The 14,691-nt window shown below is 69.9% G+C and carries 13 protein-coding genes and 1 pseudogene; 6 read left to right on the top strand and 8 right to left on the bottom strand.

Features of this window, described 5'->3' with window-relative positions; genetic code table 11:
* Nucleotides 1-461 precede the first annotated feature (461 nt).
* The 6 genes and pseudogenes from AB0B89_RS28730 to AB0B89_RS28705 all read left to right on the top strand — a co-directional run bounded on the left by AB0B89_RS28730 (nt 462) and on the right by AB0B89_RS28705 (nt 4,311).
* A complete protein-coding gene (locus AB0B89_RS28730; RefSeq protein ID WP_358559065.1) occupies nt 462-953 on the top strand; it encodes an ATP-binding protein in 492 nt (163 codons plus the stop codon).
* 278 nt (nt 954-1,231) lie between these two features.
* A complete protein-coding gene (locus AB0B89_RS28725; RefSeq protein ID WP_358559063.1) occupies nt 1,232-2,194 on the top strand; it encodes an acyl-ACP desaturase in 963 nt (320 codons plus the stop codon).
* Between the two features lie 188 nt (nt 2,195-2,382).
* Entirely contained in the window at nt 2,383-2,988 is a 606-nt protein-coding gene (locus AB0B89_RS28720; protein WP_358559061.1) for an ATP-binding protein, read from the top strand.
* Nucleotides 2,930-3,298, top strand: coding sequence for a hypothetical protein (locus tag AB0B89_RS28715; protein WP_358559059.1), 369 nt, complete (start codon nt 2,930-2,932; stop codon nt 3,296-3,298). The genes AB0B89_RS28720 and AB0B89_RS28715 overlap by 59 nt, the downstream gene beginning before the upstream one ends.
* 15 nt (nt 3,299-3,313) lie before the next feature.
* Nucleotides 3,314-3,484 (top strand): annotated as a pseudogene (locus AB0B89_RS28710) (type I restriction enzyme endonuclease domain-containing protein); the annotation flags it as partial.
* A gap of 257 nt (nt 3,485-3,741) precedes the next feature.
* Nucleotides 3,742-4,311 carry a hypothetical protein gene (locus AB0B89_RS28705; protein ID WP_358559057.1) on the top strand — a complete coding sequence of 190 codons (570 nt, stop codon included), beginning with the start codon at nt 3,742-3,744 and terminating at the stop codon, nt 4,309-4,311.
* A gap of 392 nt (nt 4,312-4,703) precedes the next feature.
* Here the strand turns inward: AB0B89_RS28705 and AB0B89_RS28700 are convergent, their stop codons facing one another.
* From AB0B89_RS28700 to AB0B89_RS28665, 8 genes are all read right to left on the bottom strand, one after another.
* Nucleotides 4,704-5,855, bottom strand: a complete 1,152-nt coding sequence (locus AB0B89_RS28700; RefSeq protein WP_358559055.1) for a M20 family metallopeptidase — start codon at nt 5,853-5,855, stop codon at nt 4,704-4,706.
* Nucleotides 5,852-6,994, bottom strand: coding sequence for an amidohydrolase family protein (locus AB0B89_RS28695; protein ID WP_358559053.1), 1,143 nt, complete (start codon nt 6,992-6,994; stop codon nt 5,852-5,854). Before AB0B89_RS28695 ends, AB0B89_RS28700 begins: the two co-directional genes overlap by 4 nt.
* Nucleotides 6,984-8,270: a glutamine synthetase family protein gene (locus AB0B89_RS28690; protein WP_358559051.1), complete on the bottom strand. Its 1,287-nt coding sequence runs from the start codon at nt 8,268-8,270 to the stop codon at nt 6,984-6,986. The genes AB0B89_RS28695 and AB0B89_RS28690 overlap by 11 nt, the downstream gene beginning before the upstream one ends.
* A 7-nt stretch (nt 8,271-8,277) precedes the next feature.
* Nucleotides 8,278-9,516 (bottom strand): aminotransferase class III-fold pyridoxal phosphate-dependent enzyme, encoded by a 1,239-nt coding sequence (locus AB0B89_RS28685; RefSeq protein ID WP_358559049.1) that lies wholly within the window; start codon nt 9,514-9,516, stop codon nt 8,278-8,280.
* Nucleotides 9,513-10,973 carry an APC family permease gene (locus AB0B89_RS28680; RefSeq protein ID WP_358559047.1) on the bottom strand — a complete coding sequence of 487 codons (1,461 nt, stop codon included), beginning with the start codon at nt 10,971-10,973 and terminating at the stop codon, nt 9,513-9,515. The genes AB0B89_RS28685 and AB0B89_RS28680 overlap by 4 nt, the downstream gene beginning before the upstream one ends.
* Before the next feature lie 96 nt (nt 10,974-11,069).
* Nucleotides 11,070-11,933: a MurR/RpiR family transcriptional regulator gene (locus tag AB0B89_RS28675; RefSeq protein WP_358559045.1), complete on the bottom strand. Its 864-nt coding sequence runs from the start codon at nt 11,931-11,933 to the stop codon at nt 11,070-11,072.
* Between the two features lie 77 nt (nt 11,934-12,010).
* Nucleotides 12,011-13,180, bottom strand: a complete 1,170-nt coding sequence (locus AB0B89_RS28670; RefSeq protein ID WP_358559043.1) for a hypothetical protein — start codon at nt 13,178-13,180, stop codon at nt 12,011-12,013.
* Nucleotides 13,177-14,577 carry a DEAD/DEAH box helicase gene (locus AB0B89_RS28665; RefSeq protein ID WP_358559041.1) on the bottom strand — a complete coding sequence of 467 codons (1,401 nt, stop codon included), beginning with the start codon at nt 14,575-14,577 and terminating at the stop codon, nt 13,177-13,179. The genes AB0B89_RS28670 and AB0B89_RS28665 overlap by 4 nt, the downstream gene beginning before the upstream one ends.
* Nucleotides 14,578-14,691: the final 114 nt, after the last annotated feature.

Below are 14,691 nucleotides of genomic sequence, written 5' to 3'. Positions count from 1 at the left end.
CAGCAAAACCCGAAGCCGCAGACACTAACCGCTTAACCTGCAGAAACAGGATCACGCAGAGATCAACTCATACACCACTCCGCTGGACGTGACCCCGCCACCCCTCGCGAAAACGCTCAGTTTTCGCTCACTCGCATTCAGCTATCGCCCGGTCGCGCTCAGCTGTCCTTCGCCAGCGCCCGGTCGGGGTCCACCAACGGCCGGTTGACATCCACCTCCGGAACGGACCCCAACGGCCGGCGGCCAACGGGCAGGCGTTGACGTTCACTCCTCCGACCACCCTGGCGTTTCCTGCTGTGCACTGCACCCACAGCGAACGGAGCGTGCTCATGCGGCCAGCCGGCGACAAACCTCTCGGTGCTCAACACCACCCCGCCGAAAGCCCGGCTCCCCCGCCGACAGGGCCGCACACCGGGACGACGGGTCGGGACAGCAACGCAGCGGAACAGAGCGAAATCCGCGTGCTGGTGAAGGTCCTGCAACCCGGCTCGGCCTCACGCCGCGCCCGCACCATCGTCCGGGAAGTGCTCCAGCAGGTGGGCCTGCCCGGCGACGACATCGACACCGCCGAACTCATCGTCGCCGAACTTGCCGCCAACGCTGAGAAGCACGCCCGCCCACCGTACGAACTGCGCGTCTTCAGCCTGGACGGCATCCCCACCTGGTGCGAGATCGTCGACGGCGACCCCGACCTGCACGAGATCAGCCTCATCCTCAATCTGCTGCACTCGGTGAAGGAGATCGGCCTCCCCCTTCTCTCCGAGAACGGCCGCGGCCTGCTCCTGGCCCACCGGCTCTCTCACGGCCGCTGCCAGACCTACCCGGCCATCACCCTCACCACCGCCACCCCCGGCAAGGCCGTCGCCTTCGCCCTCCCCACTCTCTCCGGCGACCGCCTGATCTTCCCACCCCTCCCCGAACTCGCCGAACTCCACCGCTGGTCAACGAAATGAGTGCCGATCATCAGATGGCCGGAAGGGCGGCAACCCGACGGTTCAATGCAGCGAGCGCTCGCTGCCCACCAGCGCGGCGAACCCTCCGTGGACGCGCGTGGCGCGAGCCACGTCATCGGAACACCATGCCCGGCCTCGCCCGGATCGGGGAGTGTGAGGGAAGGACCCGGGGGACGGTTTCACCGGCTGGCCCTCAGGTCGAGCTCGACGATGCCACGGGCGGCTCGAACTTACACTAGCGTAGGTTACGGTTTCGTAGCCTATTGGGGGATGATCCTGTGCGCGCGTTCACTGACACCGAGTTGCTGTTCGAGCTGGAGCCCGTGGTCGCCGGGGAGTTGGACCGGCATCTCACGGTGGCCAAAGAGTGGTTCCCGCACGAGTACGTCCCCTGGTCGCAGGGGCGTGACTTCGACGGCGTCCTCGGCGGCGAGGCCTGGGCCGAGACCGACTCGGCGATCCCCGAGGAGGCGCGGGTCTCCCTCATCGTCAACCTGCTGACCGAGGACAACCTGCCGAGCTACCACCACGAGATCGCCACGACCTTCGGAAGGGACGCGGCCTGGGGCACCTGGGTGCACCGGTGGACCGCCGAGGAGGGCCGCCACGGCACCGCCATCCGCGACTACCTGACGGTCACGCGCGCGGTCGACCCGGTCGCCCTGGAGCGGGCCCGCATGGTGCACATGGGAGAGGGCTTCATTAACTCCTACGAGGGAGTGCTGCACTCGCTGGCGTACGTCTCCTTCCAGGAGCTGGCCACCCGCGTGTCCCATCGCAACACCGGCAAGGTCTCCCAGGACCCGAACTGCGAGCGCCTGCTCGCCAGGATCGCCGCCGACGAGAACCTGCACATGCTCTTCTACCGCAACCTGCTCGACGCGGCCTTCCGGCTCGCCCCCAGCCAGACCATGCGCGCCGTCACCGACGTGGTGACCACCTTCCAGATGCCCGGCACCGGCATCGAAGGCTTCACCCGCAAGGCGATGACCATCGCCAACGCCGGAATCTACGACCTGCGCCTGCACCTCGACGACGTCCTCATGCCGGTCCTGCGCCAGTGGGCCGTCTTCGACCTCACCGGACTCGACGCCGAGGCGGACAAGGCCCGCGACGAGCTCGCCGGTTTCCTCGCCCGCCTTGAGGTCTCCGCCTCCCGCTTCGTCGACCGCCGCGAAGCCCGCCGCGCCCGCACCACCGACGCCCCGGCGAACCAGCCGTCCGGATCACTGACGACCTGATAGCGATCGACGCGCTCACCCACCAGCCGACCGACGGAATTTCCGGCCAGACCAAAGGAGCGATCCACCTTGACGGGGCCTTAGGACACGAGCAAGCATAGAAGTCCGATTCGATGTCGACAGGTGACGGTCATCCACTGGCAGAGCGCGATTCACCAGGCCCCCCGTCCCACGATGTGTGCAGGGTGATGAATAGCGGTTCCGGCGACGACGACGCCCGTGACGGTCATATCAACGACTTGAGCGGGGCGGTTCTGGGACCTGTCGTCCAGGCACGCGATGTCCAGGGCGGAATCCATGTGCATCGCGGATTCGAGCCCCTGCCAAAGCCGTCCCAGCTCCCCGCGGGCAGCATCCTGGTGGACCGCGTTGAAGCGCTGGCACTCCTCGATTCCGTACGCTCCGACCACCGCGGCCCGGGTGTGCCCAAAGTCGCGCTGGTCAGCGGTCCGGCCGGCATCGGCAAGACCGCGGTGGCGCTGCACTGGGCACACCGGGAGCGTCACACCTTTCCCGACGGCCAGCTCTACGCCGACCTGCGCGGGCATGCGGCGGACGAGCCCGTGGAGCCGACGGAGGTGCTGGGGCACTTCATCCGGGCATTCGGAATCGCCCCCGAGCGCATCCCCGCAGGCCTGGCGGAGCGCGCGGCGCTCTACCAGTCCATCGTCAGTGAACGTCGTCTGGTCATCGTGCTGGATGACGCGCTCTCGGCCGCCCAGGTCGAGAGGTGCGATGGACCCCACCGCGCTCACCGCGATCATTTCCGCGCTGGCCGGCGGGGCGGCGGGTGAAATGGGCAAGGATGCCTGGGCATCGCTGACCACACTTGTGCGGCGACGGTTCGGTAGCGAATCGGCCGCGGTCGCGGCAGTGGAACGGGCCGATCCCGTCACGCCCGATGATGTCGCCGGGGTTCTTGTCAGCCTGGCCGGGGCCGATCCCGAGTTCGAGAAGGAACTGCGGGAGTGGACGGCCGAAGCGAGGCGCGTCATCCAGCAGCGGCGCGATGTGTCGAACACGATAGGCGGCGAGGCACAGATCGCGGGTCCGGTGATCCAGGCCGGCGACATCCACGGATCGATCACCTTCCACCGGCCGTAGCGAGACGTCCGCAAGAACCTGAGCGTCGACTGGCTCTCCCGCGAGCCGGTGCGCGCCAAGCTGCGCAGCCGCATCCGGCGCCTGCTCGCGAGGTTCGATTACCCGCCGGAGGAGGAGCGCGCGGCCGTGGACCTCGTCCTCAAGCGGATAGAAACATTCGCCGCTGAGTGGCCCCCCCAGGCGTAGGGCGATGCTCGCGAACCTTCACCGGGCCCACGACCATCGCTTCACCCGAGGCGGGACAGAGTGACGTCCGCGCGTTGGTGAAGGTCCTGCAACCTGGCTTCGTCTCACGCCCGCGCTCGCGCCACATCCGAGAAGCTCCCAGCTCACCGAAATCCTGAAGCGCTCCGGTTGATCTCCGGGCGCCCTTCCGTGAACAGGCTGCTCACTATCGAGGAATCAGGGGCGGATGCCATGCCGATCCCTTACGGTGACAGATCGTGAACAGCGAGTCATGCGCATACATTGATGAGTCCATGCGTGTCGGTGCCGGACTCTATGTGCTGGCCGCCGCGGTCGTTCCGAACCACCAAGTCGGTACATACAGGGCAGCGCTTCGCGCACTGCTTCTCTCCAAGCAGCCGCGCCTCCACTGGCGGGACGAAAGGCCGAAGCGTCGCCTTGAGATCGTCTATGCACTTGCAGAACTGTCGCTCGACGTGATCGCGGTCGTGGGCACCGACATGCAGTCGTCAAAGCAGAAACGTGCTCGACGTAAATGCATGGATCACCTCTACTGGCAACTCGCCCAACGACGCGTGCCCCACGTGATCATGGAGGGGCGCGGCCAGGCGGGCAACAAGCAGGACCTCGACATGGTGAACGCTCTGCGCGCGCAAAGCGCGCTACCTGACGAGATGCGCGTGGAGTGGGCCGATCCCCTGTGCGACGAACTCCTCTGGCTTCCCGACATCCTTGCGGGTGTCATCGCGACAGCCGCCACGGGGGACACGGAACTGCTGAGGATCATCGAAGAAGGTGTGATCATCGATCGACTGCGCTGCGGTTGACTGAGAACAGCGCGAAGCCCGGGGTCCTGTCAGTTCCGGCAGTAAACCCGGGCTCACTTCCTCTCCCCCTAGCAGGGGGCGGCACCATCAACCATACCCGGCTATCGTCAGCGAACACAGCGCTTTCCGCTACCGTCCGGCCGGCTACCTCGTCAATGTCTGGTCTCTTGTCGGGCAACCCAGCAGTCCGTGGACGAAAGCCGTCCACGCACAGGTCACTGAACTTCCGCGGGCCGAACCAAGAGACGGTAGTCGCTGGGAGCGTGATCAGATCACGATCGCCGACGAGCTCACAGCGATCGACGTCCTCGTCCCTCCGCGTAGGTGCGGCCTGCTCTTCGAGCGCCCTGGGTCCCCCTACCTGCCTCGCCCGGATCACCGATGGACGGGCATCACAGTGCCGTGCAGGCGCCGAGGTAGCCGGCCAGCATCGCGCGGGCGAGGCGGTCGACGTCCGCGTCGTCCGGCAGGAACCGGTCGCTGTGCAGGGAGACGTCGGTCTCGGTGCCCACGAACAGCATCAGCGACGGCAGCCGCTCGGCGAAGAAGGAGAAGTCGTCCGCGCCCACCGAGCGCAGCGTGTCCGACACCTCCAGCCCGTGCGAGCGAAGCAGCCGGGACACCTGCGTCACCAGCCGGGGATTGTTCTCCAGTACCGGCTCCCCCTTCACGAAGGTCACCTCCGCCTCGCAGCCGTGCGTGCGCGCCACGGACTCCGCCACCTCGACGACCCGCTGGTGCAGCAGTTCGCGCGTCGCGGTCGACAGCGCCCGTATGGTGCCACGCGCCCTGGCCACGCCGGGGACGACGTTGGCCGCGCTGCCCGCCTGAAGTGACGAGACCCCCACCACGGCCGGCGCCATAGGATCGATCGACCGGCTGACGACGCTCTGGAGCGCCACCACCGTGTGCGACAGGGCCAGCACGGGGTCGCGCGTGAGGTGCGGGTAGGCGGCGTGTCCCGACTCGCCGTGTACGCTGATCTGGAATTCGTCAGACGAGGCGTTGACACCGCCGGGTACGCACGCGACGACACCGGCCCCCAGCACCGGCTGCACGTGCGCGCCGATCATCGCCCCGCACCGCTCGGCGCCGAGCACACCGCTCTCGACGATGTCCTGCGCGCCCGAGGGATAGGTCTCCTCGCGTGGTTGCAGGACCACCAGCAACGGCTTGGGCCCTCCCACCCTGTGGACGGCGCGGGCCACCGCCACCAGCGCGGCCAGGTGTACGTCGTGACCGCAGGCGTGCATGACCCCGCGGTTCCGCGAGCTCCACTCGACGCCGGTCGCCTCGGTCACCCCGAGCGCGTCGAGCTCGCCGCGCACTCCGACGGCAGGCCCCGGCCCGCCGACGCGCACGACCGCCCCGGTCTCGGCGACCTTGGTCAGGGGCAGCCCGCCGGGCAGCGACGCGAGTACGGCTTCGCGGGTGGCCGACTCCTCGCCGGACAGGTCCGGCGAGGAGTGCAGGCGGCGGCGCAACGAGAGTGCCGCGGGCAGTTCCTGATCGAGGGCCGCCCACAGCTCGGGGTGCTCGCTCATCCGAGGTCCAGTCCGTATACCCGGGCCGCGTTGGTGCGCCCGATCATCGTCGCGACACCCGCGGCGTCCGCCGGAGTCCACTCATCCTCCTCCACCCACGCCGTCAGGGCACGCGTCATGCCGCGGCGCCACAGCAGCGCACCGAGGTAGTGCAACTCCGGCGGGCCCCACGCGTCGGACGAGTAGAGGATCTTGGCGAACGGCGCGAGCTCCAGGCTCTCGGCCACGATCACGTCGGAGCGCGCGCCGGTGTAGTTGACCGCGAGCCCCACGTCGAAATAGACGTGCGGGAAGACCTGGGCGAGATAGCCGGCGTTGCGCTGGAAGGGATAGCAGTGCAGCAGCAGGATGTCGGACCCGGTGTGCTCCACCGCCTTCAGCCATCGGGTCAGCAGCAGCGGGTCGGAGCGATGCAGCTCGACATCCGGATCGCCGTAACCGGTGTGGAGTTGCAGCGGCAGGCCCGTCTCGGCCCCCGCCCACAGCAGCATCCGCAGCAGCACCGGGTCGTCGACGCGTGGCGCCGCCCCCTCGCCGATCTGCCGCAGCCAGTCGCCGGCGGCCTTCCGCACCTCCGCGTCGGTCGGGCGCGCCGGGTCGAAGTCGAAGCCGTGGCGGTAGGCCACGATGCTCTTCAGGCCGACGGCGCCGCGCGTCCGCTGCTCCAGTGCCTCTCGGAAGCCGTCACGCAGGCCGCCGGCGGAGGGGGCCGTACCCGCCAGGTCCTCCAGCACCGCCTCCAGCCGCACCACCTCCTCTACCCGGGCACCGCCGGCGGACGCCATCTCGACGGGGCTGAGGATCTGGTCACCCTTGTAGCCCGTCTCCACCAGCCAGTGGTCGGTCCCGCTCGCGCGCAGGAAGGTGCCGGCCAGCTCGCCAGGGGCCACCGCGGACCGTGCGGCCCAGTAGTCGTCCGCGCTCGCCGACGGCTCCAGCCCGAGCAGCGGCGCGCAGTGCCGCCGGATCGCGAAGCCCAGCTGCGAATCGAACTGAGTCATCCACGGCGGGATCGGCCGGTCGGACTCGGTGATCAGCTCCTCGAACGCCGGCCGCTCCACCGGCCCGCGCAGCGCGCCGTGCACGTGGTGGTCGACCAGCCCCAATTCGTCGATCTCGGCCTTGAGATCAGTAGACATCGGCGATCCTCCGGCACTTCTCCTCGGGCGTGAGCCCCTCGACCAGCGCCAGCTCGGTGCGCTTGACGTCGAGGTGGGTCCGCAGCAGGTCGTCGTCGAACCAGGCCCGCGCGACGTCGTCCTTGGCCAGCTCGTCGAGCGCCTCGTCCAGCGACCCGGGCAGGCGGGGCACGTCCGACAGCTCGGCCTCGGTGCTGTTCTCCGGCCACACCTTCGGATCGGGGTAGGCGGCGGTGATGCCCCGCAGTCCGGCCCGTACGAGCGTGCCGATGACCAGCCACGGGTTCGCGGTCGCGTCGGCGGCGCGGAACTCCAGGTTCAGTTGCCTGGCCACGTCGCCGTCCGCCGTGGTGGGGCAGATGCGCAGCAGCGCCTCCCGGTTGCGCTCGGCAAGGAAGACGCCGGCGGCGCTCCAGCGGTGCGGGGTGAGCCGCAGGAACGACACGGGACTGGGCGCCGTGACGGCGGTGATCGCATGGGCGTGCCCGAGTACGCCGGCCGCGAACCGGCCGCCGATCTCCGACAGCCTCCCTGGCCGCGCGTGATCGAAGAGCACCGGCGCCCCTGTCTCGGCGTCGCGCAGCGAGAGGTGCACGTGTACGCCGTTGCCCACGCCCTCGGGACTGGTCAGCGGCGCGAAGGTCGGCCGGTGGCCGCGGCGCCGGCCAAGGTCGCGGACCAGTTCGCGCAGCAGCACGGCGCGGTCCGCCGCCACCATGGCGTCGCTCGGCCGCATGGTGACCTCGAACTGCCCGTCTCCGTACTCCGGGAGCCAGGTCTCCGGTTCGAGTCCCGCCTGGCTCATCAGCTCGACGAGCTCCGAACCGAACGGCTCGGCGTCCCGGTAGCGCCCGAAGGAGAACGGCCGGGAGTCCGGGAGGCCCTGAAGGACGAACTCGTGCTCGAACGACGCCACGACCTCCAGCCCCGTCAGCTCGCGGAACTCCGCGAGCGCCGTACGGGCGAAGGTGCGCGGGCAGCACGGCCACGGCGACCCGTCGGGACGTACCTGGTCGGCGAGGTAGAGGCGCACGCCCGGGTGCGTGCCGTCCGCCGGGATGTCGACGCCGGTCGACTCGTCGGGAAGCAGTCGCAGGTCACCGGTCGAGCCGAACACGTTGTCCTCGGCGATCGGGCCGAAGCAGCTGATCGCGAGGTCGGCGGGGACCCAGCCGACCCCGGTGCGCAGCACGTTGTCGTGGTCCGCCGCCGGGACGGCCCGGCCGCGGGTCTGCCCCGCGAGGTCGCAGGTCGCCACGAAGATCATCGATGTCATGCGCACCTCACCAGCCTCTGTACGGCGCGACGGCCGCGTCGTCCACTTCGCCTGCCGCGACATCGGCGATGGCCGTGTCGAGGATGTCCAGCGCCCGGTCGAGATCCTCCTCCTCGATGACCAGCGGAGGGGTGAGCTCCAGGACGTTCGACCTCGGTCCTACGTAGTAGAGCACCGCTCCGAGCTGGTAGGCACGGAAGACGACCTTCGCCGCGGTCGTGGCGTCGACCAGTTCGATGCCGCCCATCAGCCCGCGGTTGCGCACCCCGGCCACCTGGTCGTGCCGGACCAGGAGCTGGTCGAGCCCGGCGCTCAGTCCCGCGCCGAGCCGGGCAGCGCGGGCGGGCAGTTCCTCCTCGGCCAGGATTCGCAGCACGGCCCGCCCCGCCGCGGCCGCCACCGGGTTGCCGGCGGTCGTGAGCAGCGAGGATCCCTCGGCGGCGTCGAGGATCCCGGCCGGGCCGATCGCCGCGGACAGCGGCAGTCCTCCGCCGAGTGACTTGCCCAGCGCGACGAGGTCGGGGACGATGCCGTCGCACTCGAAGGCGTGCAGCAGGCCGGTCCGCCCGAGACCGGCCTTCACCTCGTCGGCGACCAGCCAGGTGCCGTGCCGGTGGCACAGGCCGGCGAGCCCCTTGAGGAAACCGTCCGGTGGGATCACCACTCCCCCGTCGCTGAGGATCGGTTCGACGATCACCGCGGCGACGTCGCCGGCGGCGAGCTCCGTGCCGACGGCGTCGAGGTCCGGGTAGGGGACGAGCACCAGACCGGGGTCCGGTTCGACGCCGGCGGCCACATGAAGGCCGGATACCTGCTGGGCGGGGCCGAGCCCTCCGTGGTAGGAGCCTTCGAACGTCAGGATGCGCGGCCGGTCACCGGCGGCGCGGATGCTCCTGATGATCGCGGCGTTGGCGTCGGAGCCGGCGTGGCCGAGGTACACGCGGCGGCCGGGTCCGCCAGGGGTGATGGCCAGCAGTTCCTCCGCGAGCGCGACCGCCTCGGGGTTGGTGGCCGAGAGCAGGCTGGCCCCCGGCATCCGCCGTACCGCCCTCTCCACGGCCTCGACGACCCTTGGATGCGCGTAGCCGACACCGGCCGCGCTCCAGGCACCGGAGAGGTCGATCAGCTCGCGGCCGTCCGCCTCCACCAGGCGGGCCCCGTGGCCCGAGACCGGGGCGAGCGGGAAGAACCGCAGCCGCTGCGCCCCGGCCACGACGGCGAGATCGGCGTCGTAGAGAAGGCTCATCGAAGCTGTTCCGCCGGCTCGTCCGAGGCGCTTCCCGTGCCGGTGAGCTCGGAGGTGAGCCGCTCGCCGATGCGCCTGGCCAGGGCGGGCGCGGAGAGGATCACCACGACGCCGAGCAGGCACCAGGCGCCCGCGATCCACGGGAAGTAGGAGTACGGCGCGTCCTGCCCCGACGACTGCTTGTAGAAGACGAACAGCAGGTAGGCGATGCCGGCCACCGGCAACACGGCCTCCCAGCGCGGGATGGCGGAGCGGCCGGAGAAGGTGAAGGCGATGACGCCGACGCCCGCCACGGCGTACGCGACGAGGACGCACAGCACGCCGAGCGTGGCGAACCAGTAGTAGGCGTCGAAGGCGCCGACCCCGGAAGCCCAGACGACGATGTCGACGACGAGCGTGACGCCGACGACGGCGACCAGGGCGGCGCGGGGAGAACCGGTGCGGGGGTCGACGCGGGAAAGCGACTTCGGCCCGAAACCGTCCCGGGAGAGGGCGAAGAGCATGCGTGCGGCGGCCGCGGAGGAGGACAGCGAGCTCGCGAACGCCGAGGCCACGGCGGTGAAGGCGACCACGAGGGCGAACCACGTGCCGATGTAGCGGGCGGACAGCGTGGACAGCGGCGACTCGGCGGCGGCGAAGGCGTCGATGCCCGCCTTGTCCGTGCCGAAGCCGATCGTCTCGGTGAACATCATGAGGACGAAGAGCAGGCCGGTGAGCACGACACTGCCGACCAGAGCGCGCGGGATGTTGCGCCTGGGGTTGTCGGTCTCCTCACCGAGCGAGGCGCATGCCTCGAATCCGGCCCAGGACAGGAACGCGAAGACGGTGGCGGTCATGACGGCGCCGAAGGTGGTGCCACCGGAGGTGAACGTGGACAGGTCCAGGGTGGGCGCGCCCCCGCTCTCGGTGACGCCGCCCGACCCGATGGCGGAGGCGCCGACGACGACCGCGGCCAGTACGAGCATGGCCAGGATGCCGAGACCCTCGATGATCAGCAGCGTCCGCGCGGTGAGCCGGGTGTCGCGCGAGTTGAGGATCGTGACGCCGAGCGCGGCGACGACGGCGACGATGATCCACGGGCCGCTGTCGTGGACGCCGAGCGCCTCCAGGAACGCGTGCGCGAACACCCCGGTGGCGGCCTGGGTGCAGGTCAGGAAGAACAAGTACGTGCCGAGGAGCGCGAAGCCGCCGAAGAACCCGGCGCGCGGCCCGATGGTGGCGCCGGCCAGCGCGTACACCGAGCCCGCGTGGTTGAAGTGCTGGGTCAGGCGCCAGAAGCCGTAGCCGACCAGGCCGACTCCGATGAGGCCGAGAACGAAGACGAGCGGGACGGCCTTGCCGACGGTCGCGGCGACGCCGGGTCCGTTGAGGCCCATGGCCAGGGTCGGGCCCATCAGCCCGACGGACAGGGCGAGCGCCTCCCACAGGCGCAGCTTACGTGGTGCGTTGTCGGCCATGAGGCGGGCTCCAGGGTGACGCGGAGTTCGGGCGCGGGGTGCCCGCCATGAAACATTCATTTCATCCGGATGTCAATGAGTCACCAGCGAAACATCTCAGTCGAACGTGATGTCCCCCGCCAGCTCATCCGCATCTCTGATCCTGGTTTCCGCGTGCGTGCCGAGCTTCGCGAGCACGCCTGCCACGATCGACTCGACGACGGCCGTGGCGGGAACGACCGAGTCGAAGGGGCTCGGACCGTCGACCCTGACCGGCAGGACGAGGTCGGCCACCTCTGCGGCCGGCGAGAGCCACGGATCGGTGATGAGCAGGATCTTGGCGCCCCTGCCGTGCGCGTGGACGGCCAGGTCGACGACGTCGCGCTGGTACCGGCGGAAGTCGAAGACCACGCATACGTCACGCTTGCCGACGTCCAGGAGGAAGCCCGAGTGGTGGGTGGGCGTCTGCGGATGCACGGTCGTGCCCGGGCGCATCTGCCGCAGATGCAGGTCCAGGTAGGTGGCGAGCAGGTGCGAGTAACGACCGCCGAAGGAGGTGACGTGCCTGCTGGTGTCGGCGAGCAGGTCGACGGCCTTGTCCAGCTCCTCGTCGGGGAGCGAGGCGTAGGTCTGCTGGACGGCCTGGGTGAAGACGTGGGCGGAGACGGCGCGCAGGTCGTCCTTGGTGATGCGCTGCGGGATGGTCAGCGGTGAGGCCCTGCGCTCCTGGACCTCGTCGCGGAGCGCCTGCTGGAACTCCTTGTAGCCGTCGAACTCCAGGTGGGCGACGAACCTGACGACGGTCGGGGCGCTGACGCCGGCACGCCCCGCGAGCTCGTGGGTGGACCCCAGACCCGCCGACGGATAGTGCGCGAGGAGAGCCCGCGCGACCTTGCGCTCGCCGGCCGAGAGCTGCCCCATGCGGCCGCGGATCCGCTCAGCCACGCTGGAACTCGCGGCCGCGCCACCTGCAACGCTCATATGCCTGCTCTCTCCTCACATCACGTTTACGCGCAAGGTACAGGTTCGGCGAGCCGCTTGACGATCTGCCTGATCCGCTATCCCAGGTCGTCGAGATGAGCCAGGTGATCATGGAGCCGGTTGCTCTTCGCGTAGGAACGGAGCTGCGCGATCGTCGGGCCGGTCACCTCAAGTTGGGAGGCCAGGGCGTCGATCCGGCCCATTAGGTCGGCCTGGGTCTCGACCTCGTGCGATCTCGCCATCGCGAGTGCTCTCTCTTTCACGGCACGACCGCGCAGTTCCGCGTCGTCGCACCACAGTTGCAGGAAGTGGTGCTTTCTCAGCTGGAAGGAGCCCACGCGGCTCAGCGGGAGCTTCGGCGGCCCGCTGAAAGCCGCCGGTGTCAGCGTGACCCGCCAGACACCGTTCGCAAGCCGCCGGGGCTGACCCGCCCCGAGCTTGGTGCCGGCGAGCCATTCGGTCCACAGGTCACGCGGGTCCTGGCGGTTCTCGGCGTCGATCCTCGCGTGGATCGCCGGGACGTCACGGCAGACCGCTTCCAGGAACGCGTCCCGTTCCGCGCCGATCGCGGTGTACGCCAGCAGGTCGCGGTTGTCGGTCTCGATCAGGTAGACGGGCAGGTAGGCATCCTGCGCGGCGCCGCCGCCGATCCCGCGGAGTTGCCCGGGAAGGTTGTAATCGGCCCTGTCAGGGCGAGCCGCCAGGGCATCGACCATCCGCGGATGGAACGCCGTCGCCGCGTACAGCGGAAGGAACCGTGTGCGGTCGGCGAGCATGTCCTCCGGGACGTCCGGGGTGGGCAGCACGGTGACCGAGCCGTGGTAGTGCCGCCGTGGCAGCGGCCTGCCGGTGTACCGCTCGAAGAGCAGCTTCTGCCTGCTCTCCTTCAGCGTGTACCGGACGCCCGCCCGCGCGGAACGCAGGCCCAGCTCGGTCAGGCGGAGCCGGCCGTGATCCGTCGTGAGATGGCCGATCACGGTGAGAAAGGCCAGACAACGGTCCACCAGCGAAGGTTGCAGGCAGTAGAACGCGATCAGTTCGTCCCTGCCGTCGATGCCGCCCTCGGCGATGGCACGGACCAGGAATCTGTCGATGATCTCGTAGGCCTGCTCGTCGTAGACGTTCGCGGTGATCTCCACCTGCCAGAGCGGCCACAGTACGGCGAACAGGCGCACCGGGCGGACACCGGGCACGGTGACGGCGTGCTCCACGGCACGCCGGGCGGGGTAGATGGCACGTGTCGTCATAGCGACTCGTCGTCGAGAAGGTCGAGGCGGGCTGCGACGTCGGCGGACGGTCGCAGGTCGCCGACGCGGTGGAGATGGTCGAGCATCTGCCGCATGAGCACACGGAAGCCCTCGTCACGGGCGATGCCGAGGGTCGCGGTGTCCCCCACGAGCACGAGCTGTCTTCGAGCGCGGGACACCGCGACGTTGAGTCTCCTCAGCTCTTTGAGGAACCCCACTTCGCCGCGCGCGTTGCTGCGGGTGAAGGCGAAGACGACGAGATCCCGCTCGCCGCCCTGGAACGAGTCGACGGTGCCGACGTTGTCCGCCACCTCGGCCCCGCCGCCGATCGTATGGGCGAGCCCGGCGCGGATGCGCTCCGCCTGGGCGCGGTACGGCACGATCACCGCCCAGTCCTTGTACCGCCGCACGTACCGCGTCACGAGCCGGACGACGAGGTCGGCCTCCAGCGCGTTGACGTACCCACGACGGTTGCCGTCCTCTCCCTGTCCGCCGGCCTCCTCCTTGCGCTCGGCAGGGGACCTGTCCGCCGTGTCGACCATGGCGAAGGGGCCGGTGAAGATGGGATCACCGTGCCCGCCGGGGTGATCGGTGCGGAGCACACCGGTGTAGAAAGCGGCCGAGACGAACTCCCCGATCTCCCGTGGCATCCGGCGCTGCACGTTCAGCATGACCTTGTGGTCCGCGGGGACGTCTCCGTACAGCCGCTCGAAGGCGCTACGGCTGAGCAGTTCCCCGACCTCACGCGCGGCGGCGGGCGGCAGGGCGCCGTCCCGGGCGAGGTTCTCACCCCACTCGCGCACCTCGTCGTCCAGGTACGGCGGAAGCTGCTGGTGATCCCCGACCAGGATGCTCCGCTTCGCCCGTACGAGCGGGACGAGCAGGTTCGGCGTCGAGATCTGCCCGGCCTCGTCGACGATCGCGAGGTCGAACTCCAGGTCGGCGAGCAACTTGGTCGTCGCGGTGCCGATGCAGGTGGCGGCCACCACATCCGCGTACCGGACGATCTCGCGCTGCAGGTTCTGCTCGGCGTCGCCGATCCCGGCACGCCACTCGGCCAGCAGGCCGGCTCGCCTGCGGAGCGTCGCCACGGTGTGCGCGAGCCGTTCGCGCAGCCCTTCCCAGCCGGCCAGGTCCGCCGGTAGCGTCTCGGCGGGCATCGGCATGACGGCCTCGACCATGGCGCGTACGAGCTCCGCCGCTCTGCCGGCCTCGGCCAGCGCCTCCTCCCGCCGACGGTGGGCGTCGTCCCTGGCGGCGACCAGCCTGCCCGCGTCCGGGTCGGCGGCGACCAGCCTGTCCACCTCGGCCCGCCCCGCGCGGTACGCGGCGCCCGCTTCCGCGAGCTCCGCTCGCGCGGGCAGGAGCTCCCGCTGGACCGCTCGCAACCGGTTCATCCTCCGCCCGGCCAGCCAGCGGAAGAAGAAGGCGAGCGCCCCCGCGTCCGTACGGGCGCGGGCGCTCGCGTACCGCAGCCCCCACGTGCTCTCCTGCGCCTCCAGCTACGCATG

The sequence above is a fragment of the Sphaerisporangium sp. NPDC049002 genome (assembly GCF_040649355.1).
Classification (GTDB): Bacteria; Actinomycetota; Actinomycetes; order Streptosporangiales; family Streptosporangiaceae; genus Sphaerisporangium.
The sequence above is the reverse complement of the archived record's forward strand: the minus strand, read 5'-3'. Positions and strand labels throughout refer to the sequence as shown.

What these genes read in the sequence shown, in the direction of transcription:
- AB0B89_RS28720 (WP_358559061.1), top strand. Translation starts at nt 2,383, where the DNA reads ATGAATAGCGGTTCCGGCGACGACGACGCCCGTGACGGTCATATCAAC.
- AB0B89_RS28680 (WP_358559047.1), bottom strand. Translation starts at nt 10,973, where the DNA reads ATGGCCGACAACGCACCACGTAAGCTGCGCCTGTGGGAGGCGCTCGCC.
- AB0B89_RS28685 (WP_358559049.1), bottom strand. Translation starts at nt 9,516, where the DNA reads ATGAGCCTTCTCTACGACGCCGATCTCGCCGTCGTGGCCGGGGCGCAG.
- AB0B89_RS28690 (WP_358559051.1), bottom strand. Translation starts at nt 8,270, where the DNA reads ATGACATCGATGATCTTCGTGGCGACCTGCGACCTCGCGGGGCAGACC.
- AB0B89_RS28715 (WP_358559059.1), top strand. Translation starts at nt 2,930, where the DNA reads ATGGACCCCACCGCGCTCACCGCGATCATTTCCGCGCTGGCCGGCGGG.
- AB0B89_RS28665 (WP_358559041.1), bottom strand. Translation starts at nt 14,577, where the DNA reads ATGAACCGGTTGCGAGCGGTCCAGCGGGAGCTCCTGCCCGCGCGAGCG.
- AB0B89_RS28700 (WP_358559055.1), bottom strand. Translation starts at nt 5,855, where the DNA reads ATGAGCGAGCACCCCGAGCTGTGGGCGGCCCTCGATCAGGAACTGCCC.
- AB0B89_RS28675 (WP_358559045.1), bottom strand. Translation starts at nt 11,933, where the DNA reads ATGAGCGTTGCAGGTGGCGCGGCCGCGAGTTCCAGCGTGGCTGAGCGG.
- AB0B89_RS28670 (WP_358559043.1), bottom strand. Translation starts at nt 13,180, where the DNA reads ATGACGACACGTGCCATCTACCCCGCCCGGCGTGCCGTGGAGCACGCC.
- AB0B89_RS28695 (WP_358559053.1), bottom strand. Translation starts at nt 6,994, where the DNA reads ATGTCTACTGATCTCAAGGCCGAGATCGACGAATTGGGGCTGGTCGAC.